Below are 16,183 nucleotides of genomic sequence, written 5' to 3' on the forward strand. Positions count from 1 at the left end.
AAGGCGCCAAGCAGTATTGTACCTGCTGGCGCCTTTTAAACTGGGAAATGATGAGTGTTATTAGCCAACAGCTTGTGGCTGGCGGCGGGCTATCAGTAGTGCCTTAATTCTGGCATAGGGCGTAAGTACAATGGCATTACCCAGCAGCACCAGCGCAAAGCCGCTAAAGGTGTAGCCTGTCCAGTGAAAATCCTCAAACAATGTACTTAGCACCACGGCAACCAGCGGAAATAACACTATGGTGTAGCTGGCTTTTTCCGGGCCTATTTGTTTAAGCAGGGCAAAGTAACTGGCAAAGGCGATTACCGAGCCAAACACTGCCAGATATAGCAGTGAGGCAATGTAGGCAGGTTCAGTACTAAAGTTAAAACTGTGGCCCTTAAACAGTGCTGCGGCCAGCAATATCAGGCTGCCATACAGCATGCCCCAGGCATTTACCTGCATAATCGGCATATTTTCCCGCGAGTTACGTACACTGACCATATTACCGAATGAGGCCGACAGCGCGCCGGACAAAATCAGCAGCAGGCCCAGCAGACTGGCATTGGTTAAATCGATACCGTCCAGATCGGGCCAGAACAGTACCACTATACCGGCAATGCCGAGCAGGGCACCAAAATAGATACGTTTTGCCACCGGTTTGCCAAAAAACAGCCGGGTGTTAATAATATTCATCAGCAGCATGGTGGTAAAGGCTATGGCCGTCATGGCTGAGCTAAGGTATTGCTGCGCCTGATAAATAAACAAAAAATTCAGTGCAAAGTTCAGGCTGGCCAGCAGAAAAATAAAACCATGCTGGCGCAACGTAAAGTGCATATTAAGTTTACGGTAGCCGCAATAAAGCCACATTAATGCAGCAGCAATGGTAAAACGGTACAGTAATGATACTTCAATCGCCACTTCACCCAGCTGAAATTCAATAGCAAACCAGGTAGAGCCCCAAATCAGTACAGTAACCAGATACAGCAGGATATTTTGCATAAAGGTGCCACTGCGCAGCAAGAAAGGTGCTTATGATAAGGCCTTTTTAAATTTCTGGCAGTGGCTGGTGCAACTATATTTTTGCGCTATAAAAACATACCGCCAGAGGCTTCTATACGCTGGGCATTAATCCATCCGGCCTGATCAGAAAGTAGCAAGCTGACAACACCGCCAATGTCATCCGCCTGTCCGACACGGCCCAGAGCAGTCTGGCTGGCCAGATACTGGTTAACGCTGTCATTATCACGCACTGTACCGCCGCCAAAGTCTGTGGCTATTGCACCCGGCGCTAATATATTTACACGTATCCCACGCGCGCCAAGTTCTTTTGCCCAGTAGCGGGTAAGGGTTTCCATAGCGCTTTTCATGGCCGCATAAGCGGCATAGCCTGGCACCGCGAAGCGGGTTAAACCAGTAGAGACATTTAAAATGCGGCCTTGATCGGCGAGCAGCGGTAGTAGGTGCTGGGTCAGAAAGAATGGCCCTTTAACATGCACTTTCATTAATAGATCAAACTGCAGTTCAGTGGTTTCGGTAAAGGGGGCGTTAATACCAATACCAGCATTATTCAGCAGATAATTAAAGCTGTTGCAGCCCCATATTTGTTTTAACTGTTGCTGTACCGTGCTGGCAAAAGTAGCAAAACTGCTGCTGTCACTTACATCCAAAGGTAAAGCAATCGCTTTGCGGCCCAGTTTAGTGATCTCGCTTACTACTGCTTGTGCCGCTGCGGCATTTTGCTGGTAAGTAATAATGATATCAATGCCTTGCAGGGCCAGTGCCAGGGCGGCATTTCTGCCTAAACCACGGCTACCGCCGGTAATCAGGGCAATGTGAGTTGTTGTCATATGATGCTCCGCTTTCAGGTGATGGTTAACACGAAATAGTTTATTGGTTGTTAGATGGGCAATAAACATGCTAAAAGTGGTAGAACTGTTTGCTATTAGTGGACAATGATATGCAGGATAAACTACAAGCACTGCAAATATTTATCCGGGTGGTGCAGCTTGGCAGTTTCACCAGGGCAGGAGCCAGCCTGGGGTTATCTAAAACCCATGTCTCTAATGTGGTGCAACAGTTAGAGCAGCACTTAAATTGTCGTTTATTGCACCGTACTACCCGCAGTGTCAGCCTGACACCGGATGGTCAGTTATGTTATGACCGCAGCTTATTGCTGTTGGATGAATACCATGAACTGGAAAGCTTGTTTCAGCAGCAAACGCAGCAGATAAGTGGTGTATTACGGTTGGATATGTCTACTGGTATAACGCGCTATGTGCTGATGCCAAACCTGCCTGATTTTCTGCAGCAATATCCGAATATTAAACTTGAGCTAAGCAGTACTGATCGTAAAGTGGATCTGGTTGCTGAAGGCTTTGACTGTGTGATCCGTGTTGGCAGTGTCGGCGATGAAGGATTGGTAGCACGCCGGTTGGCGGAGCTACCAATGCGCAATCTGGCCAGCCCGGCTTATATCGCTCGTTTTGGTATGCCACAAACACTGGCAGATTTAAGCCAGCACCAATTGGTGCACTATGTCAGTGTATTGGGCCAACACAACAGTGTGCTTGAATATACAGAACACGGACTGCATAAAACACTTGCGATGAAAGGCGTGGTAACGGTAAACAATGCCGATGCCTACAAAGCTGCCTGCCTGGCCGGGTTGGGTATTATACAGGCGCCGGTAATCGGCGTGACAGAACATCTGAATGACGGCACTTTGTTGGATATTCTCTCGCAGCATCGCTGTGCACCGATGCCAGTATGGCTGTTGTATCCACACCGGCGGCATATCAGCCGGCGATTACAGGTATTTATGTCTTGGTTTGAACAGCAATTACAGCATTATCTGCAACCTTATTCTTAGCAAGACAACTAGACCGACTGGCGAAAACGGGCTACATCGGCCTTGGGGGGCGCACCAAATAAACGGCTGTACTCACGGCTGAACTGCGACGGGCTTTCATAACCTACTTTATAACTGGCAGTTGCCGCCTCTAAACCTTCGTACAGCATAATGCGGCGTGCTTCATTTAGCCGCAGCTGTTTTTGAAATTGCAGCGGCGACATTGATGTAACAGCTTTAAATGCCTGAAACAGGGCCGATTCACTTAAATGCGCAGCCTCTGCCAGTTCTTTGATCCGCAGCGGTTCGCTATAGCGCTGGTGCAATATTTCGATTACTTTACTGATGCGATGTGCCTGGCTGTCTATCAGGGTAAATTCGCGCAGCTGGCTGCCAACAGGCCCAAGCAACAGGCGGTACAGCATTTCACGTTTAAGCAAAGGCAACAACACCGGAATATCCTGCGGTGTTTGCAGTAGTTGGGTCAGGCGCTGAAATACTGATACCAGCGACAGATCGGCGTCGCCCACGGCAATGCCGCGCGCGGGCAGGGTTGGTGATGGTACCTTGTGGGCAATATCAATAACCAGATCTGTCAGCTCACGCAAATCCAGGCTTACACTCAATGCAATATAGGGTTTATCAGGGCTGGCAGTAATGACTTTGCCACTTACCGGCAACGTAACCGGGGCCAGCAAATACTGTAGTTCACGGTATTGCAGTTGCTCATCACCCAGCCATACCTTTTTTGAACCCTGCACCAGCAAACATAAAGTAGGCTCATAAATAGTTGGGGCTGCCGCAGTTGGGCCATCACTACGGTACAGCTTAACGCCGGGTATGTTGGTATCGCTCAGGCCATTTGATGTAATAGCTTGCAGCAGTTGCTGCAACATTTGCTGGCGCAAAAATTCGCGTTCTTCAATCATCCTGGTTTCTCCGCTGTACTGGAAAGTGCAGTATAGGCAGCCAGCCTGGCTTTGCCTATTACTGCAGCAGTGCTTTGGAGGATCAGGCAATAAGTGTGGACTATAAGGCAGCTACTGCCGGCTTAACCGGCGCGCGGAAAAGCCTGCAATGTCATTTGCGCAACCTGGCGCAGTTGCTCAGAACAGGCACCGTTATTGGCCTGAATTGCCATGCCTTGCAACACAGTAAGCAGATAACGTGCTAATACACCGGTATCGGTGTCGGGCGGTAAGTCGCCATCGGTTTTAGCCTGATCAAAGCGAACTTTGAGTTTCTGTTCGCCTTCTACCCGGCGGTTAATTAGTGCTTCTTTTACGCTGGCAGCCGCTTCACTACACGACAATGCGCCCTGTACAACTACGCAGCCTTGCGGGTGGTTGCTATCAGCCATATTCATTGCTGCACCATGCAGCATATGTTCGGCTACCTGATAGGCGGTAGGTTTTTCCAGTGCCGGTAAGAAAAATGAGCAAGGGCGGCTTTCGTATAACTCTATCGCTTTTAAAAACAGTTGCTCTTTATTGCCAAAGGCGGCATACAAACTGGGTTTATTAATGCCCATGGCTTCAGTCAAATCTGATAACGAAGTGCCGTCATAGCCCTTACGCCAGAATACTTCCAGCGCTTTTTCCAGCGCAGCATCCATATCAAAGGCGCGGGGCCGGCCTACATTGGGAGTGCAACTTACTGCTGACATTGTTCAGCTCCTGCATTAAAACTTGCTTATATAGTAAACAGCAAAAGACCCCTTGTCCAGTAAGGGTTATTTACCGATAAGTACATATATCTTGCCACTGACACCCACTAAGACCCCAAACCGGCTGTGATCGTTCAGTCAAATCGTGCCGAAGTACCAGCAGTAGAGTTTCAGGCAAGAATGCGCCAGCATTCGGCATTAAAGCCACTGTGCTTTCGTCATACACTACTGACGTAACCTGACAGTAGCCTCTGTTAGCTTTAGTGAAGTCGCCGGCACCGCAATGGTGTTGTTTCAGCCTTAGAACAGATTCGTCTTTTGTAGAATTAAAATAATTTACCAATCGGTACAAAAATAGATTGACAGTTTTTGGCTGTCCTATATATTTACCGGGCGGTACAAAAATAACAAGCCTTTTTACACAATTTTAGTAACAACTTCAGAAACAACGTGGAGCAAAACGTCATGAGCAGAAAAAACACGGTAAGAACTTTTATGTTAGCGGGCGTCGCCGCACTGGTGTTAACCGCTTGTGGCAACCCCGAGGCGGCTAATCAGGCCGCAGCCCCGGCAGCACCACAGGTGAGTGTGGCGCAGGTGGTACACGAGCGCATTACCGAATGGGATGAATTTACCGGCCGCCTGCAAGCGCCACAAACCGTGAATTTAATGCCACGCGTGTCAGGCTATATTGAGCAGGTGCACTTTAGCGAAGGCGCCCTGGTACAAAAAGGCGATGTGCTGATACAAATTGACCCACGGCCTTTTGCTGCCGAGGTTGCAAGGCTTAATGCAGAGCTGCAAAGTGCACAAAGCGCCGCCCAGCTGGCGGATAACGACTATCAGCGGGCAGAGAAACTCAGCAGCCAGCGCGCCATTTCAGCCGAATTACTGGACAGCCGCTTAGCCCGTAAGCAACAAACCGCTGCTACCGTCGCCTCGGTAAAAGCGGCACTGCAACGTGCTGAACTGGATTTAAGCTACACCCGCATTAGCGCACCTATCAGTGGCCGGGTGTCGTATGCCCAGGTAACGGCCGGTAACTATGTTACTGCCGGCCAAAGCCAGTTAACCAGCCTGGTATCTACCGAGAAAATGTACGCCTACTTTGATGTAGACGAGCAAAGCTACCTGAAATATGCCCGTCTGAGTACCGAAGGTAAACGTGCCGACACCCGTGATGCCAGTGCAAACCCGGTATATATGGCGCTGGCGAACGATACCACTTACGCACACACCGGCAGCATTGATTTTGTTGACAACAGCCTGAACCAGCAAACCGGCACTATCCGTATCCGCGCCAGTTTCAGCAATAGCGACAACAACCTGCTGCCGGGTTTATTTGCCCGCATCAGGCTGGTGGGCAGCGACAGCTACGACGGTATTCTGATTGACGAAAAAGCCGTTGGCACCGATTTAAACAACAAATTTGTGCTGGTGGTAAACGCGGATAACCAGCTGGAATACCGGGCGGTAAAGCTGGGCGAAAAAGTAAACGGCCTGCGCATTGTGCGTGAAGGACTGGCTGCAAAAGACCGTATTGTGGTTAACGGCCTGCAGCGGGTTATGCCGAATATGCAGATTGAACCCAAAATGGTAGAGATGGCAAGTGCTGAGCAAATAGCCGGTTTACGTAAAGAGCAACAACTGCTGGATGAAACCAGCACCGCACTGACTGCAAAAGCAGACGATGTGGCAGCAGCAGTCAACGCCGGTAAAACGCCGGGACGGGGTTAAGGAAACATTATGTTCTCGCAATTTTTTATTAAAAGGCCCATTTTTGCCGCCGTTATCTCCCTGCTGTTTTTTATTGTTGGTGCGATAACGGTTTGGCAATTACCTGTAACCGAATATCCGGAAGTGGTGCCGCCTACCGTAGTGGTAACGGCTAACTATCCGGGAGCTAACCCTAAAGTGATCGCTGAAACGGTGGCCTCGCCACTGGAGCAGGAAATTAACGGTGTGGAAAACATGCTGTATATGTCATCACAGGCCACGTCTGATGGCCGTATGACATTAACGGTAACCTTTGCCATTGGCAGCGATGTCGATCTGGCGCAAACCCAGGTGCAGGCACGGGTAGACCGTGCTATGCCGCGGCTGCCGCAGGAGGTACAGCGCTTAGGCGTAGTAACCGAGAAATCCTCACCGGATTTAACCATGGTGGTGCATTTAACCTCACCTGATCAGCGTTACGATATGCTGTATTTATCTAACTATGCGGCGCTTAATGTAAAAGATGAGCTGGCGCGTATTCAGGGCGTGGGTAACGTACAGTTATTCGGTGCCGGTGAATACAGTATGCGGGTGTGGTTAGATCCGAACAAAGTGGCGGCTTTGGGTTTATCTCCTACGCAAATTATTGCGGCTATCCGCGAGCAAAACCAGCAGGCTGCTGCCGGTAGTTTAGGTGCTCAGCCCAGTGGCGATGCCGATTTTCAACTGCTGATCAACGTAAAAGGCCGCCTGGCGACGGTGGAAGAGTTTGAAGATATTATTATTCAGGTAGGTGCTAACGGCGAAATCAGCCGGGTAAAAGATGTGGCACGGGTTGAGCTGGGTGCTTCAACTTATGCGCTGCGATCTTTACTGAATAATAAAGACGCTGTGGCTATTCCTATTTTCCAGGCTTCCGGTTCTAACGCCATTCAGATTTCTGATGATGTACGGGCGAAAATGGCTGAGTTATCTAAGGGGTTCCCGGAAGGTTTAGCTTACGACATCGTGTACGACCCAACCGTATTTGTGCGTGGCTCTATTGAAGCCGTGGTAAAAACACTGCTGGAAGCGGTGCTGTTAGTGGTATTGGTGGTGGTGCTGTTTTTACAAACCTGGCGCGCCTCTATTATTCCGCTGGTGGCCGTGCCGGTGTCCTTGGTGGGTACCTTTGCCTTTATGCATCTGCTGGGCTTTTCAATCAATGCTTTATCTTTATATGGTTTGGTACTGGCCATTGGTATCGTGGTGGATGACGCCATCGTGGTGGTAGAAAACGTTGAGCGTAATATCAGCGAAGGTTTAGCACCGCTTGCCGCAACACAAAAAGCCATGAAAGAAGTGACCGGACCTATTGTTGCCACCACACTGGTGCTGGCGGCGGTATTTATTCCTACTGCCTTTATGTCTGGCTTAACTGGTCAGTTTTATAAGCAGTTTGCGTTAACCATTACTATCTCAACCTTTATCTCGGCCATTAACTCGTTAACCTTAAGCCCGGCTTTAGCTGCGATGTTATTAAAAGGGCATAACGAGAAGAAAGACGCCTTAACCCGCGGTATCGACAAGCTGTTTGGCAGCTGGTTATTTGGCCCCTTTAACCGCTTTTTTGCCCGCTTATCACAAGGTTATGGTTATGTGATAAGAAAAGTGATCCGCTACGGCGCTATTGTTGGTGTGATGTACATTGCCCTGGTTGGTGTAACCGGCCTGCAGTTTGCTACTACCCCTACCGGCTATGTGCCGGGGCAGGACAAACAGTACCTGGTAGCCTTTGCCCAATTGCCTGATGCCGCTTCACTGGAGCGTACCGAAGCAGTGATCAAAGAAATGTCAGCGATAGCGCTGGATTATCCTGGTGTTGCCAACTCTATTGCGTTCCCTGGCCTGAGTATTAACGGTTTTACCAACAGCCCGAACTCCGGCATTGTATTTGTTGGCCTGGACGACTTTGACGAGCGTAGTAGCGCAGAGTTATCCGGCAATGCTATAGCCGCGGCGTTAAACCAGAAGTTCGCCGGTATTGAAGATGCTTTTATCGCCATTTTCCCGCCACCACCGGTTATGGGGTTAGGCACTATAGGTGGCTTCCGCCTGCAAATACAGGACCGTGGCAACCATGGTTATGAAGAGCTGTATAACATTACCATGCAGGTAATGATGAAAGCCTGGGCAACGCCTGAACTGGCCGGGGTATTCTCCAGCTATCAGGTCAATGTGCCGCAGCTGGACCTGGATATCGACCGCACCAAAGCCAAACAGCAAAGCGTGGCACTGGATGAAGTATTCCAGACCCTGCAGGCGTATATGGGCTCGGTGTATGTGAATGACTTTAACCAGTTTGGCCGCACCTATCAGGTAAATGTGCAGGCTGACGAGCAGTTCCGCCAAAGTGCGGCGCAAATCAGCCAGTTAAAGGTGCGTAATAGCCGGGGTGAAATGATACCGCTGGGCTCTTTTATCAATGTTACCGACACCGCAGGGCCAGACCGTGTTATGCACTACAACGGCTTTACCACCGCCGAAATAAACGGTGGCCCGGCACCGGGTTACAGCACCGGCGAAGCCCAGGCAGCGATTGAGAAAATCCTGGCTGAAACCTTGCCAAATGGCATGACGTACGAATGGACAGAGCTGACCTACCAGCAAATTCTGGCCGGTAACGCCGGGGTATTTATTTACCCGCTGGTTATCCTGCTGGTGTTTATGGTGCTGGCGGCGCAGTACGAAAGCTTAAGTTTACCACTGGCGATTATTCTGATTATCCCGATGACACTGTTATCGGCGCTAAGCGGCGTACTGATTTACGGCGGGGATAACAATATCCTCACCCAGATTGGCTTAATTGTACTGGTGGGGCTGGCAACGAAGAATGCCATCTTAATTGTCGAGTTTGCCAAAGAGCTGCAAGACCACGGCATGAATGCGCTGGACGCTATTCTGGAAGCCTGCCGCCTGCGGTTACGGCCAATACTGATGACCTCTATCGCCTTTATTATGGGTGTAGTGCCAATGGCCTTTGCCAGCGGCGCCGGTGCTGAAATGCGCCAGGCAATGGGTGTAGCCGTATTCTCCGGCATGATAGGCGTAACCATCTTTGGTTTACTGTTAACCCCGCTGTTTTACTACATGCTGGCTAAGCGCGGCGAGAAGAAATCAGCAACCACCGATACTGCGGAGGCACCTTATGCGTAATACTTTAAAATTATCCGCCATTGCTGCGCTGGTAGCCTCATTAAGCGCCTGTGCCGTCGGGCCGGATTACCACACCCCGGCCAAGGTGTCTGATATCAGCTTTAACAGCCCTTATCAGCAGGCTGAACATGCCCAAAGCTGGTGGCAGGCATTTGACGATGCCGTGCTGAATCAGCTTATCAGCACTGCGTTAGTGGAAAACCGTACCCTGGCGCAAGCCAGGGCCAACGTCGACCGGGCCTATGCTGTGTTTCGTGATGCCAATAACGACTTTTTGCCCAAAGGTACCTTGGATGCCACTTACCAGGCCAGTGAAAACCCAACGTTATCACCAGACGATAACGGCATCATCACCCGTGGTTACAGCACCGGTGCCAATTTAAGCTGGGATATAGACCTGTTCGGCAAATTACGCCGCGCCAGTGAAGCGGCAGAAGCCCAGGCGCAGCAAGCCGATATATTATGGCACGATGCCCAGGTGCAGCTGATAAGCCAGGTTGCCACCAGTTACGGTGAATACCGCGGTGCCCAGCTGCGCTTAGTAGTGGCCGAGCAAAACCTGCAAAACCTGCAGCAAAGCCGCGCTATCGTACTGGCAAGGTTAGAGGCTGGTATGGCCTCTGAGCTGGAGCTGGCACAAATAGATGTCCAGCTGCATCAGGTGCATGCCGCCATACCCGGCTACCGGGTAGCACGCTTAACCGCCGATGCCACCTTATCGGCCTTACTCGGCCAGCGGCCGGGCCAGCTTAAATTGGGCTCGGTACCTAACCTGCCTGAGCTTAAGCAACCGGTGGCGGTAGTCGACGGTGAAAACTACCTGCGTTACCGCGCTGATGTTGCCAGCAGCGAGCGCTTGTTAGCCGCCCGCACAGCACAAATTGGCGTAGCCACCGCCGATTTATACCCGAATATCTCGGTGCGCGGCTTTTTAGGCTTTTTATCTGGCCCGGGCTTAACGCTTAACAACGACACCCAAAGCTGGTCAGTGGCACCCACACTTAGCTGGCAGGCAGCAGATTTAGGCTCAGTTAAAGCCCGCATCCGCCAGGCTGAGGCCAGCTCGCAAATGGCACTGGCCCAGTTTGAGCAGCAGGTGTTTGATGCCATTAACGAGATGCAGCTATCGCTTGGCAGTTATAACTTAAGCCGCGAGCAGCAACTGAGCACCGAGCAGCAATGGCAGGCCGGTAACAGAGCGGTGCAAATCGCTCGCGAGCGCTACAACGCCGGCACCGGTGAGTTTCTGGATTTGCTCGACGCTGAACGCGAACTGCTACGTGCCCGCGACCAACTGGCACAAGTGCAACAGCAAAGCTTTATCCGTTTAGTAGGCATTTACCGCAGCTTTGGTGGCGGGATACAGCTGATTTAGTAGTGTTTTTTTGATGAAAAGCCGGATTTGTCCGGCTTTTACGTTTGGCGCTAATATAGCCTCTAGCGTATGGCTAGGTTCTGCGGGCGTCGACCTAGCGGATTTTAAACGAATTTAAATCAGATACTTAGTTTTGACCTGTTAAGCTAACTGAGCTTCTCTACTACATTAGCGAGTGTTTCACTGAGTTCATAAAACGCACCATTTTTAAGGTTAGGTTGGCAATCTTTAATTTTAGCGATTAACCATTGTAGTAAGAAGTTCAGATCGTAAGCTTCATCAGTGTAAAAATCTTTTACATTTGAGAAGTTATATCTTGATCTTATAAAATCTTCAAATCCAAGTATGTCGCTGTGATCCCAGCGGTTTAGGCATTGAATTAGGAACTCTGCTCCAATTATGTTAAAAAACGGCTTATGTTCGTAATTTGAATATATTTCGGAATCAGTTTGCTTCCAGTTTTTGAGCATTCTCGTTTTCAAATGATCAATAGAACTCTCGGTGTCTCGGATTTTTACTATATTAAACTGCTCAACCATCATCGCCTGTAATTCGTCATTTACCAGCCTTCGAGGAGTACTACGTTTTTTTGCTTGCAAGGAAAACTTAACTACTTTTAGTTTTGATGTGGCAAACTCTAAAACCGTACCTTCAATAAAGTCCGGTTTGGTAATGCTTTTTTGTCTTATAAGTAAATCAAGAGTATCAATACAATTAAACCAGTAGTGACATTCAACCGGTGATGTTCGGTTTATGTACTCGATAAGCTGTTTATAAGCAGTTGAAAACTCTGCTTGTGATATTTGACGTGTTCCAGCATATATTAATTTATCCAGTAAATTTGATTTAGCAGGCAAGGCTCCAAAGTCTTCTATCTCACTAGCTGAGAACTTTTCACCACATGCATATTCGATAATGTCATCTGATGATGATTCAGCGAGATCGAATATTTTTCTCTGTTCTTCCTCTTCAGGTGTGAGGGCTGTATCCGTTAACTCTAAAAAAAGGCGGCTTTGTCGGCTATTAACATTCTTTTTTATTGCCGCACATGAAAATCCAAGTTGATAGTGAGCGTTTGCAATTGAAATTATTTTTGGAATAAGTATGTTCGCCGAGAATATTTCATCTATTTCAGTCTTTTTATGTAGTTCTTCTATCAGCTCAGCAATTCTTTTTGCAGACCTTTTTAGCACTCTTAAATTCTTTATTTCGAGTTTACGAATTGATTCGAGCATTGCTTGCATATTTTGTTTTGGGATTTTGTCTTGCAATCCATTGAAGGCTATTTCTGCAGCTTTTTCATAATCTAAAGAAAATGATATTTTATCTGAGATACACTTATCAAAAGCTTCATTGAGATCTTTTATTGCTTCTGAATTGGCTGCAATAAGAACCTCAACCTCGTTATTTTCGGCTAATTGCAGGCACTCTCCCAAAATAGCTTTAATCAGATTTAGGTCATCGACTCGTTCGAGATCATCCAAAACTAAAGTGAATTTTTCTATTTTGGATAAAACAACATGTTTCGCAGCGCCCTTTATTCCATTGAAAATTGAGAGTAAAGCTGAGGAGTTATCAGAGCTTGTGAATGCTGTAGCACCTGCTACCGAGGTTATTAGCTTATCTAAGATGCTCGTAGCATTCTTGTTTTTTAAAATGAATGCAGATATCAGTTTGTCGCGAAAGTCATCAATATTTGCAACACCATATAGTGAGAACGAGACAACGATCTTTTTCTTTTCCTTAGTTAGGAAGGGTATCAATTCATTGTTCAAATAGTAGCTTTTTCCGCTACCCCATTTCCCATCCAGAAGTACCATAGATGGCATCGACTTATCTTCAAATAGAAAGGCTAGCTTGCGGTAAATTTTATCTTTTTCCATGTTCTGTATTTTCGGATTTTGAGACAACTTATGATTAAATTGCCGTAATTAATGGTACTGCGCAAGCTCTTCCTGAATTTGCATAAACTCGAGGCGGGTGTCGAGTTGCAGCTCGCTTAGTGCTCTGGCGATATTGACCTGCATGTTTACCTGCGCTACGTCGGTTATCTCTGGCGCTATGGTTTTATTTTGCTGTTGGCTAAACCAGTTAAGCACTTTGGCTAAGTGCCAGATACTGCTACTACCGCAGTGTAACGGGGCGGGGAAGCTTTGCGTGTGGTTTAACATAAGTTTGCCGGCTTAACGAATAAACGGGGTCAGATCAAAATTAACTGCTTCAGCTGTCGCCAAGTAGCGATAGCAGTTTTAATTTCAATCTGACATCCCTTTCTCGTTATTTTGGTCAACAAAGAACTACTTTCAAAAGTAATTGAAGTTCTTAATATTCATCAGGTTGTACCGAATACTCAATCTAGAACATAACCGATGGATGCGCAACTTGAAAAAAAACTGACGTTACTGCTGTGCGGCCAGCTAAATACAGTGGTGCTGTTTAAATGCATTTAACTGGTCATTAGGAAAATGAGGACGAAACACTTTTCAAGTTAGTTAGCTCAGACTCTTTTTTTGGTGCTTTATTTTTCCGAGCCTAGCCAGGTTGTTATGGTTGCCAGTAAATACCTGGCTTGCAATAGGCATTCATTTACAGCGGCATCTTCGACTAAGTCGCCGGAGTAATCGGTAATATTGCGCTGTTTGCGTAGTGCATCCAGCACAATCATTCTTTCCGTTTCGATACCCACGGTTTTAACCAGCGACTGAATTAAGGTTTGGTGATGGCCGGGTTTACTGGTAAGGGTTCTGAAACCAGATGCCTGTAGCGCAGCGTTAGCCAGCTGCATAATGGCTTTGTAGGCGGTGTCAAAGCGCGTTTCGTTGCTTAAACCTGTCAGCTCAGCATCTTTGAGATTGCGTTGCGCAGCTTCCAATAGTCGCTGTATGGCCGCGCTATCGGGTTCAATGCGCTCCAGCGATTTCCCTATCAGGTTGTCTAATGTCATCCGTGTCTCCTAGTATTGGCAGCATCGGGCTGTCAAGTATCTGCTTGATAAAACCAGATTGTGCATTTAGTGCGTCCTGCCACTCATTTACGGAATACAACTTTGGGTTTATCTCGCGCCCCAGCTCTAGCTGCGCCGGATACAGTGCGGCCACCACTTCAGCATAGCGTGTATTGCCGACTAACAAAACATCAATATCGCTGGCCGATGTTGCCTTACCGCTGGCAACAGAGCCATAAACCGTCGCAAACTGCAGCTTATTGGCTAGTGGTTGTAGTGCCAGGCGCAGTACATCAGCCAGGCCGCTGGTTTTACGCACAATGCTGCTTAGCTCGTCAAACACGATGCAATTGGGGTCCGCCTGATAATAGGTCTGGTTACCTTGCAAGGTTTTTTTTAAAATACCGGCTTCGGCCAATTTGGCCAGTTCTTTATGCAAAGTGCCAGGCTGGGTATGGGTTAAACGGGCAATTTCACGCATGTGATACGACTCGTCTGGATGCAACAGCAGTAAACCCAGCACCTGACGGCGGTATTCTTTAAACAACAATGAGGCAAGCGCAGACATTTAAACACCAAGTGAAGCCAAATAAGCTACAAGTGTAGTCGTTTTTGCTTCACTTGGTCAATTCTAGACTCCTACACAAAAATGTAAATTGAGAGTTTTGTTGGCATTTAATGCAGCTTTGGTGGCGGCATACAGCTGATTTAGCGTGGGTTTTGTAGTGAAAAAGCCGGATTTGTCCGGCTTTTCTTATTTAAGCGGCAGATAACACTATAGCGGAGATACTGGCTTCATAGCCATTCTGCGCTAAGTATCAATATCGTCTGAGGCCCTGAGGGGGGAAAGCTCCGGTGGCACGGCCTTATTGCGTTATGGCTTAACCATTTAAATCTGCAATACCGTGTCGATGCCCAACAGGGCAATAAAGTGCTGATCGTGGCTTACCACGACAAAGCCTGCCGGATAGTGATACAGCGTTTGTGCCAGCAAGGTTTTAGTCTCTAAATCCAGATGATTATCCGGTTCGTCCAGTAACAGCAGGCTGTCGTTATGCTTGCTCACCATTAACATGGCCAGTTTCATCCGTTCACCGCCACTTAATACGCCTGCGGGCTGTAATGCCTTATCAGTACGTAAACCGGCGCTAGCCAATAAGGTGCGGGCGCTGGTTTCGCTAAGCAGTGGGCAATATTGGCGCAGGTTAGTCAATGCGCTTTGGCTGCTATTGAGCAAGCTGAAGTGCTGATCCAGATACTGTATGGTGCAATTTAGTTGCAACTGACCGGCAGCAGGCGATGTTAAGCCTGCCAACGTTTGCAGCAAGGTAGATTTGCCACTGCCATTACAGCCTTGTAAATGCACACGTTGCTTACTGTGCCAGTTAAAGCTTAACGGCTGACTGTTACCGTGCGCCAGTTGCAGTGCAACGGCATTTACCCACTGCTTGCTGCCGGTTACTGCAGGTGCTTGCAGGTAGAACTGTTGCGGTTTAATCACTTCCTGCTGTGCTTTTACCTGTTGTAACTGTTGCTGAGCCTGCTTTAGCTGGTGTTGCTCTTGTGTGCGCCTTGCCGATACTGCACTTTGGGCGCGGTTTTTCTGATAGTCCAGCAATATGGTTGCCTGGCTGCCGCGTTGTTTTTTGCCCTGTTGCCGCCGTTTGGCGGCACGCTCTGCGGCGGTTTGTGCCTGGCGTTGCTGCTGCACCAGATTACGTTCGGCCTGTTGGCGTTGTTGTTGCAGTGCCGTTTGTTGCAACTGACGTTGCTGCTGATAAAATTCATAGTTGCCGCCGTAACGGCTTAAACCGGAACTGTTTAACTCGTATATTACGCTGGCTTGTTGCAATAATTCCCGGTCGTGGCTGATCAGCAAAATGGCACTTTTGGGCTGTGCCAGAAAGCGGGTAATGCGCTGGCTTAACCCGTTGCGTGCCTGCGCATCAAGATGGTTAGACGGTTCATCCAGGATCAGCAGTGACCGCTGCTGATAAAAGGCCCACCACAGCCGCAGGTGATTAAGCTGGCCGCCGCTTAGGCTGCTGCAGCGTTGCCAGATATCCGGCGCAGCACCTATCTGTTTTAGTTCGCTGTGCAGGTCATCCGCTAACTGCCAATGCCCGTCAATAATACTCAGGATTTCAGTGTCGCATTGGCCATCAGCAAGTTGTTGCAGCGCGTTAAGTTTATCTGTAATACCAAGCAGATCGGCAAGGCTCAATTGCTGCCAGTGCGCTGGTGGTAGTTGTGGTAGCAAATAGCAATCAGCAGGCTGTTGCTCTGCCAGTTGTGTTGCCAGCACCGATTTACCGCTACCATTACGGCCGATAAGGGCACTTAGGCCGCTATCCAGCGATAAACGGATGTCACGGTACAGCATATCTCCATTCGGCAGGCTAAAGCTGCAAGGGGAAAAGTTATATAAAGTCATATTGCCTCCCGATAATTCAGGGG

General features: G+C 48.5%; 13 protein-coding genes. 4 read left to right on the forward strand and 9 right to left on the reverse strand.

All coding sequences use genetic code 11. The features are described from left to right. Window positions 1-60: 60 nt before the first annotated feature. Both M2404_RS05205 and M2404_RS05210 read right to left on the reverse strand, forming a co-directional pair. Window positions 61-981 carry a DMT family transporter gene (locus tag M2404_RS05205; RefSeq protein ID WP_259238658.1) on the reverse strand — a complete coding sequence of 307 codons (921 nt, stop codon included), beginning with the start codon at window positions 979-981 and terminating at the stop codon, window positions 61-63. Between the two features lie 86 nt (window positions 982-1,067). Further along, window positions 1,068-1,829 (reverse strand): SDR family NAD(P)-dependent oxidoreductase, encoded by a 762-nt coding sequence (locus M2404_RS05210; RefSeq protein WP_259238659.1) that lies wholly within the window; start codon window positions 1,827-1,829, stop codon window positions 1,068-1,070. Between the two features lie 110 nt (window positions 1,830-1,939). Between M2404_RS05210 and M2404_RS05215 the strand changes: the two genes are divergently transcribed. Beyond that, window positions 1,940-2,851, forward strand: a complete 912-nt coding sequence (locus M2404_RS05215) for a LysR family transcriptional regulator (RefSeq protein WP_259238660.1) — start codon at window positions 1,940-1,942, stop codon at window positions 2,849-2,851. Between the two features lie 8 nt (window positions 2,852-2,859). On the opposite strand, the gene M2404_RS05220 is transcribed toward M2404_RS05215, so the two are convergent. Both M2404_RS05220 and M2404_RS05225 read right to left on the reverse strand, forming a co-directional pair. Next, a complete protein-coding gene (locus M2404_RS05220) occupies window positions 2,860-3,759 on the reverse strand; it encodes an AraC family transcriptional regulator (protein ID WP_259238661.1) in 900 nt (299 codons plus the stop codon). Between the two features lie 122 nt (window positions 3,760-3,881). After that, a complete protein-coding gene (locus M2404_RS05225; RefSeq protein WP_259238662.1) occupies window positions 3,882-4,496 on the reverse strand; it encodes a TetR/AcrR family transcriptional regulator in 615 nt (204 codons plus the stop codon). Window positions 4,497-4,961: 465 nt separating this feature from the next. Here M2404_RS05225 and M2404_RS05230 point away from each other — a divergent pair, with 465 nt between their 5' ends. Genes M2404_RS05230 through M2404_RS05240 form a run of 3 tightly spaced genes read left to right on the forward strand, consistent with a single transcriptional unit; the run spans window position 4,962 to window position 10,782 of the window. Next, a complete protein-coding gene (locus M2404_RS05230; protein ID WP_259238663.1) occupies window positions 4,962-6,233 on the forward strand; it encodes an efflux RND transporter periplasmic adaptor subunit in 1,272 nt (423 codons plus the stop codon). Window positions 6,234-6,239: 6 nt separating this feature from the next. Continuing rightward, window positions 6,240-9,407, forward strand: coding sequence for an efflux RND transporter permease subunit (locus tag M2404_RS05235; RefSeq protein WP_259238687.1), 3,168 nt, complete (start codon window positions 6,240-6,242; stop codon window positions 9,405-9,407). Next, window positions 9,400-10,782 (forward strand): efflux transporter outer membrane subunit, encoded by a 1,383-nt coding sequence (locus M2404_RS05240; protein WP_259238664.1) that lies wholly within the window; start codon window positions 9,400-9,402, stop codon window positions 10,780-10,782. Before M2404_RS05235 ends, M2404_RS05240 begins: the two co-directional genes overlap by 8 nt. Window positions 10,783-10,928: 146 nt before the next feature. Here the strand turns inward: M2404_RS05240 and M2404_RS05245 are convergent, their stop codons facing one another. The 5 genes from M2404_RS05245 to M2404_RS05265 all read right to left on the reverse strand — a co-directional run bounded on the left by M2404_RS05245 (window position 10,929) and on the right by M2404_RS05265 (window position 16,160). Continuing rightward, complete coding sequence (locus M2404_RS05245; protein ID WP_259238665.1) at window positions 10,929-12,665, reverse strand: KAP family NTPase; 1,737 nt, start codon at window positions 12,663-12,665, stop codon at window positions 10,929-10,931. A gap of 48 nt (window positions 12,666-12,713) precedes the next feature. Beyond that, window positions 12,714-12,953 carry a hypothetical protein gene (locus M2404_RS05250; RefSeq protein ID WP_259238666.1) on the reverse strand — a complete coding sequence of 80 codons (240 nt, stop codon included), beginning with the start codon at window positions 12,951-12,953 and terminating at the stop codon, window positions 12,714-12,716. Between the two features lie 347 nt (window positions 12,954-13,300). Then, window positions 13,301-13,726: a DNA-binding protein gene (locus M2404_RS05255; protein WP_259238667.1), complete on the reverse strand. Its 426-nt coding sequence runs from the start codon at window positions 13,724-13,726 to the stop codon at window positions 13,301-13,303. Next, entirely contained in the window at window positions 13,683-14,294 is a 612-nt protein-coding gene (locus tag M2404_RS05260) for a nucleotidyltransferase domain-containing protein (RefSeq protein WP_259238668.1), read from the reverse strand. Before M2404_RS05260 ends, M2404_RS05255 begins: the two co-directional genes overlap by 44 nt. Before the next feature lie 321 nt (window positions 14,295-14,615). After that, window positions 14,616-16,160 carry an ATP-binding cassette domain-containing protein gene (locus M2404_RS05265; RefSeq protein ID WP_259238669.1) on the reverse strand — a complete coding sequence of 515 codons (1,545 nt, stop codon included), beginning with the start codon at window positions 16,158-16,160 and terminating at the stop codon, window positions 14,616-14,618. Window positions 16,161-16,183: the final 23 nt, after the last annotated feature.

It is taken from the genome of Rheinheimera pacifica, from assembly GCF_024809855.1.
GTDB classification, from domain to species: Bacteria; Pseudomonadota; Gammaproteobacteria; order Enterobacterales; family Alteromonadaceae; genus Alishewanella; species Alishewanella pacifica_A.

What these genes read in the sequence shown, in the direction of transcription:
- M2404_RS05245 (WP_259238665.1), bottom strand. Translation starts at nt 12,665, where the DNA reads ATGGAAAAAGATAAAATTTACCGCAAGCTAGCCTTTCTATTTGAAGAT.
- M2404_RS05250 (WP_259238666.1), bottom strand. Translation starts at nt 12,953, where the DNA reads ATGTTAAACCACACGCAAAGCTTCCCCGCCCCGTTACACTGCGGTAGT.
- M2404_RS05210 (WP_259238659.1), bottom strand. Translation starts at nt 1,829, where the DNA reads ATGACAACAACTCACATTGCCCTGATTACCGGCGGTAGCCGTGGTTTA.
- M2404_RS05205 (WP_259238658.1), bottom strand. Translation starts at nt 981, where the DNA reads ATGCAAAATATCCTGCTGTATCTGGTTACTGTACTGATTTGGGGCTCT.
- M2404_RS05240 (WP_259238664.1), top strand. Translation starts at nt 9,400, where the DNA reads ATGCGTAATACTTTAAAATTATCCGCCATTGCTGCGCTGGTAGCCTCA.
- M2404_RS05230 (WP_259238663.1), top strand. Translation starts at nt 4,962, where the DNA reads ATGAGCAGAAAAAACACGGTAAGAACTTTTATGTTAGCGGGCGTCGCC.
- M2404_RS05260 (WP_259238668.1), bottom strand. Translation starts at nt 14,294, where the DNA reads ATGTCTGCGCTTGCCTCATTGTTGTTTAAAGAATACCGCCGTCAGGTG.
- M2404_RS05255 (WP_259238667.1), bottom strand. Translation starts at nt 13,726, where the DNA reads ATGACATTAGACAACCTGATAGGGAAATCGCTGGAGCGCATTGAACCC.
- M2404_RS05225 (WP_259238662.1), bottom strand. Translation starts at nt 4,496, where the DNA reads ATGTCAGCAGTAAGTTGCACTCCCAATGTAGGCCGGCCCCGCGCCTTT.
- M2404_RS05215 (WP_259238660.1), top strand. Translation starts at nt 1,940, where the DNA reads ATGCAGGATAAACTACAAGCACTGCAAATATTTATCCGGGTGGTGCAG.
- M2404_RS05220 (WP_259238661.1), bottom strand. Translation starts at nt 3,759, where the DNA reads ATGATTGAAGAACGCGAATTTTTGCGCCAGCAAATGTTGCAGCAACTG.
- M2404_RS05265 (WP_259238669.1), bottom strand. Translation starts at nt 16,160, where the DNA reads ATGACTTTATATAACTTTTCCCCTTGCAGCTTTAGCCTGCCGAATGGA.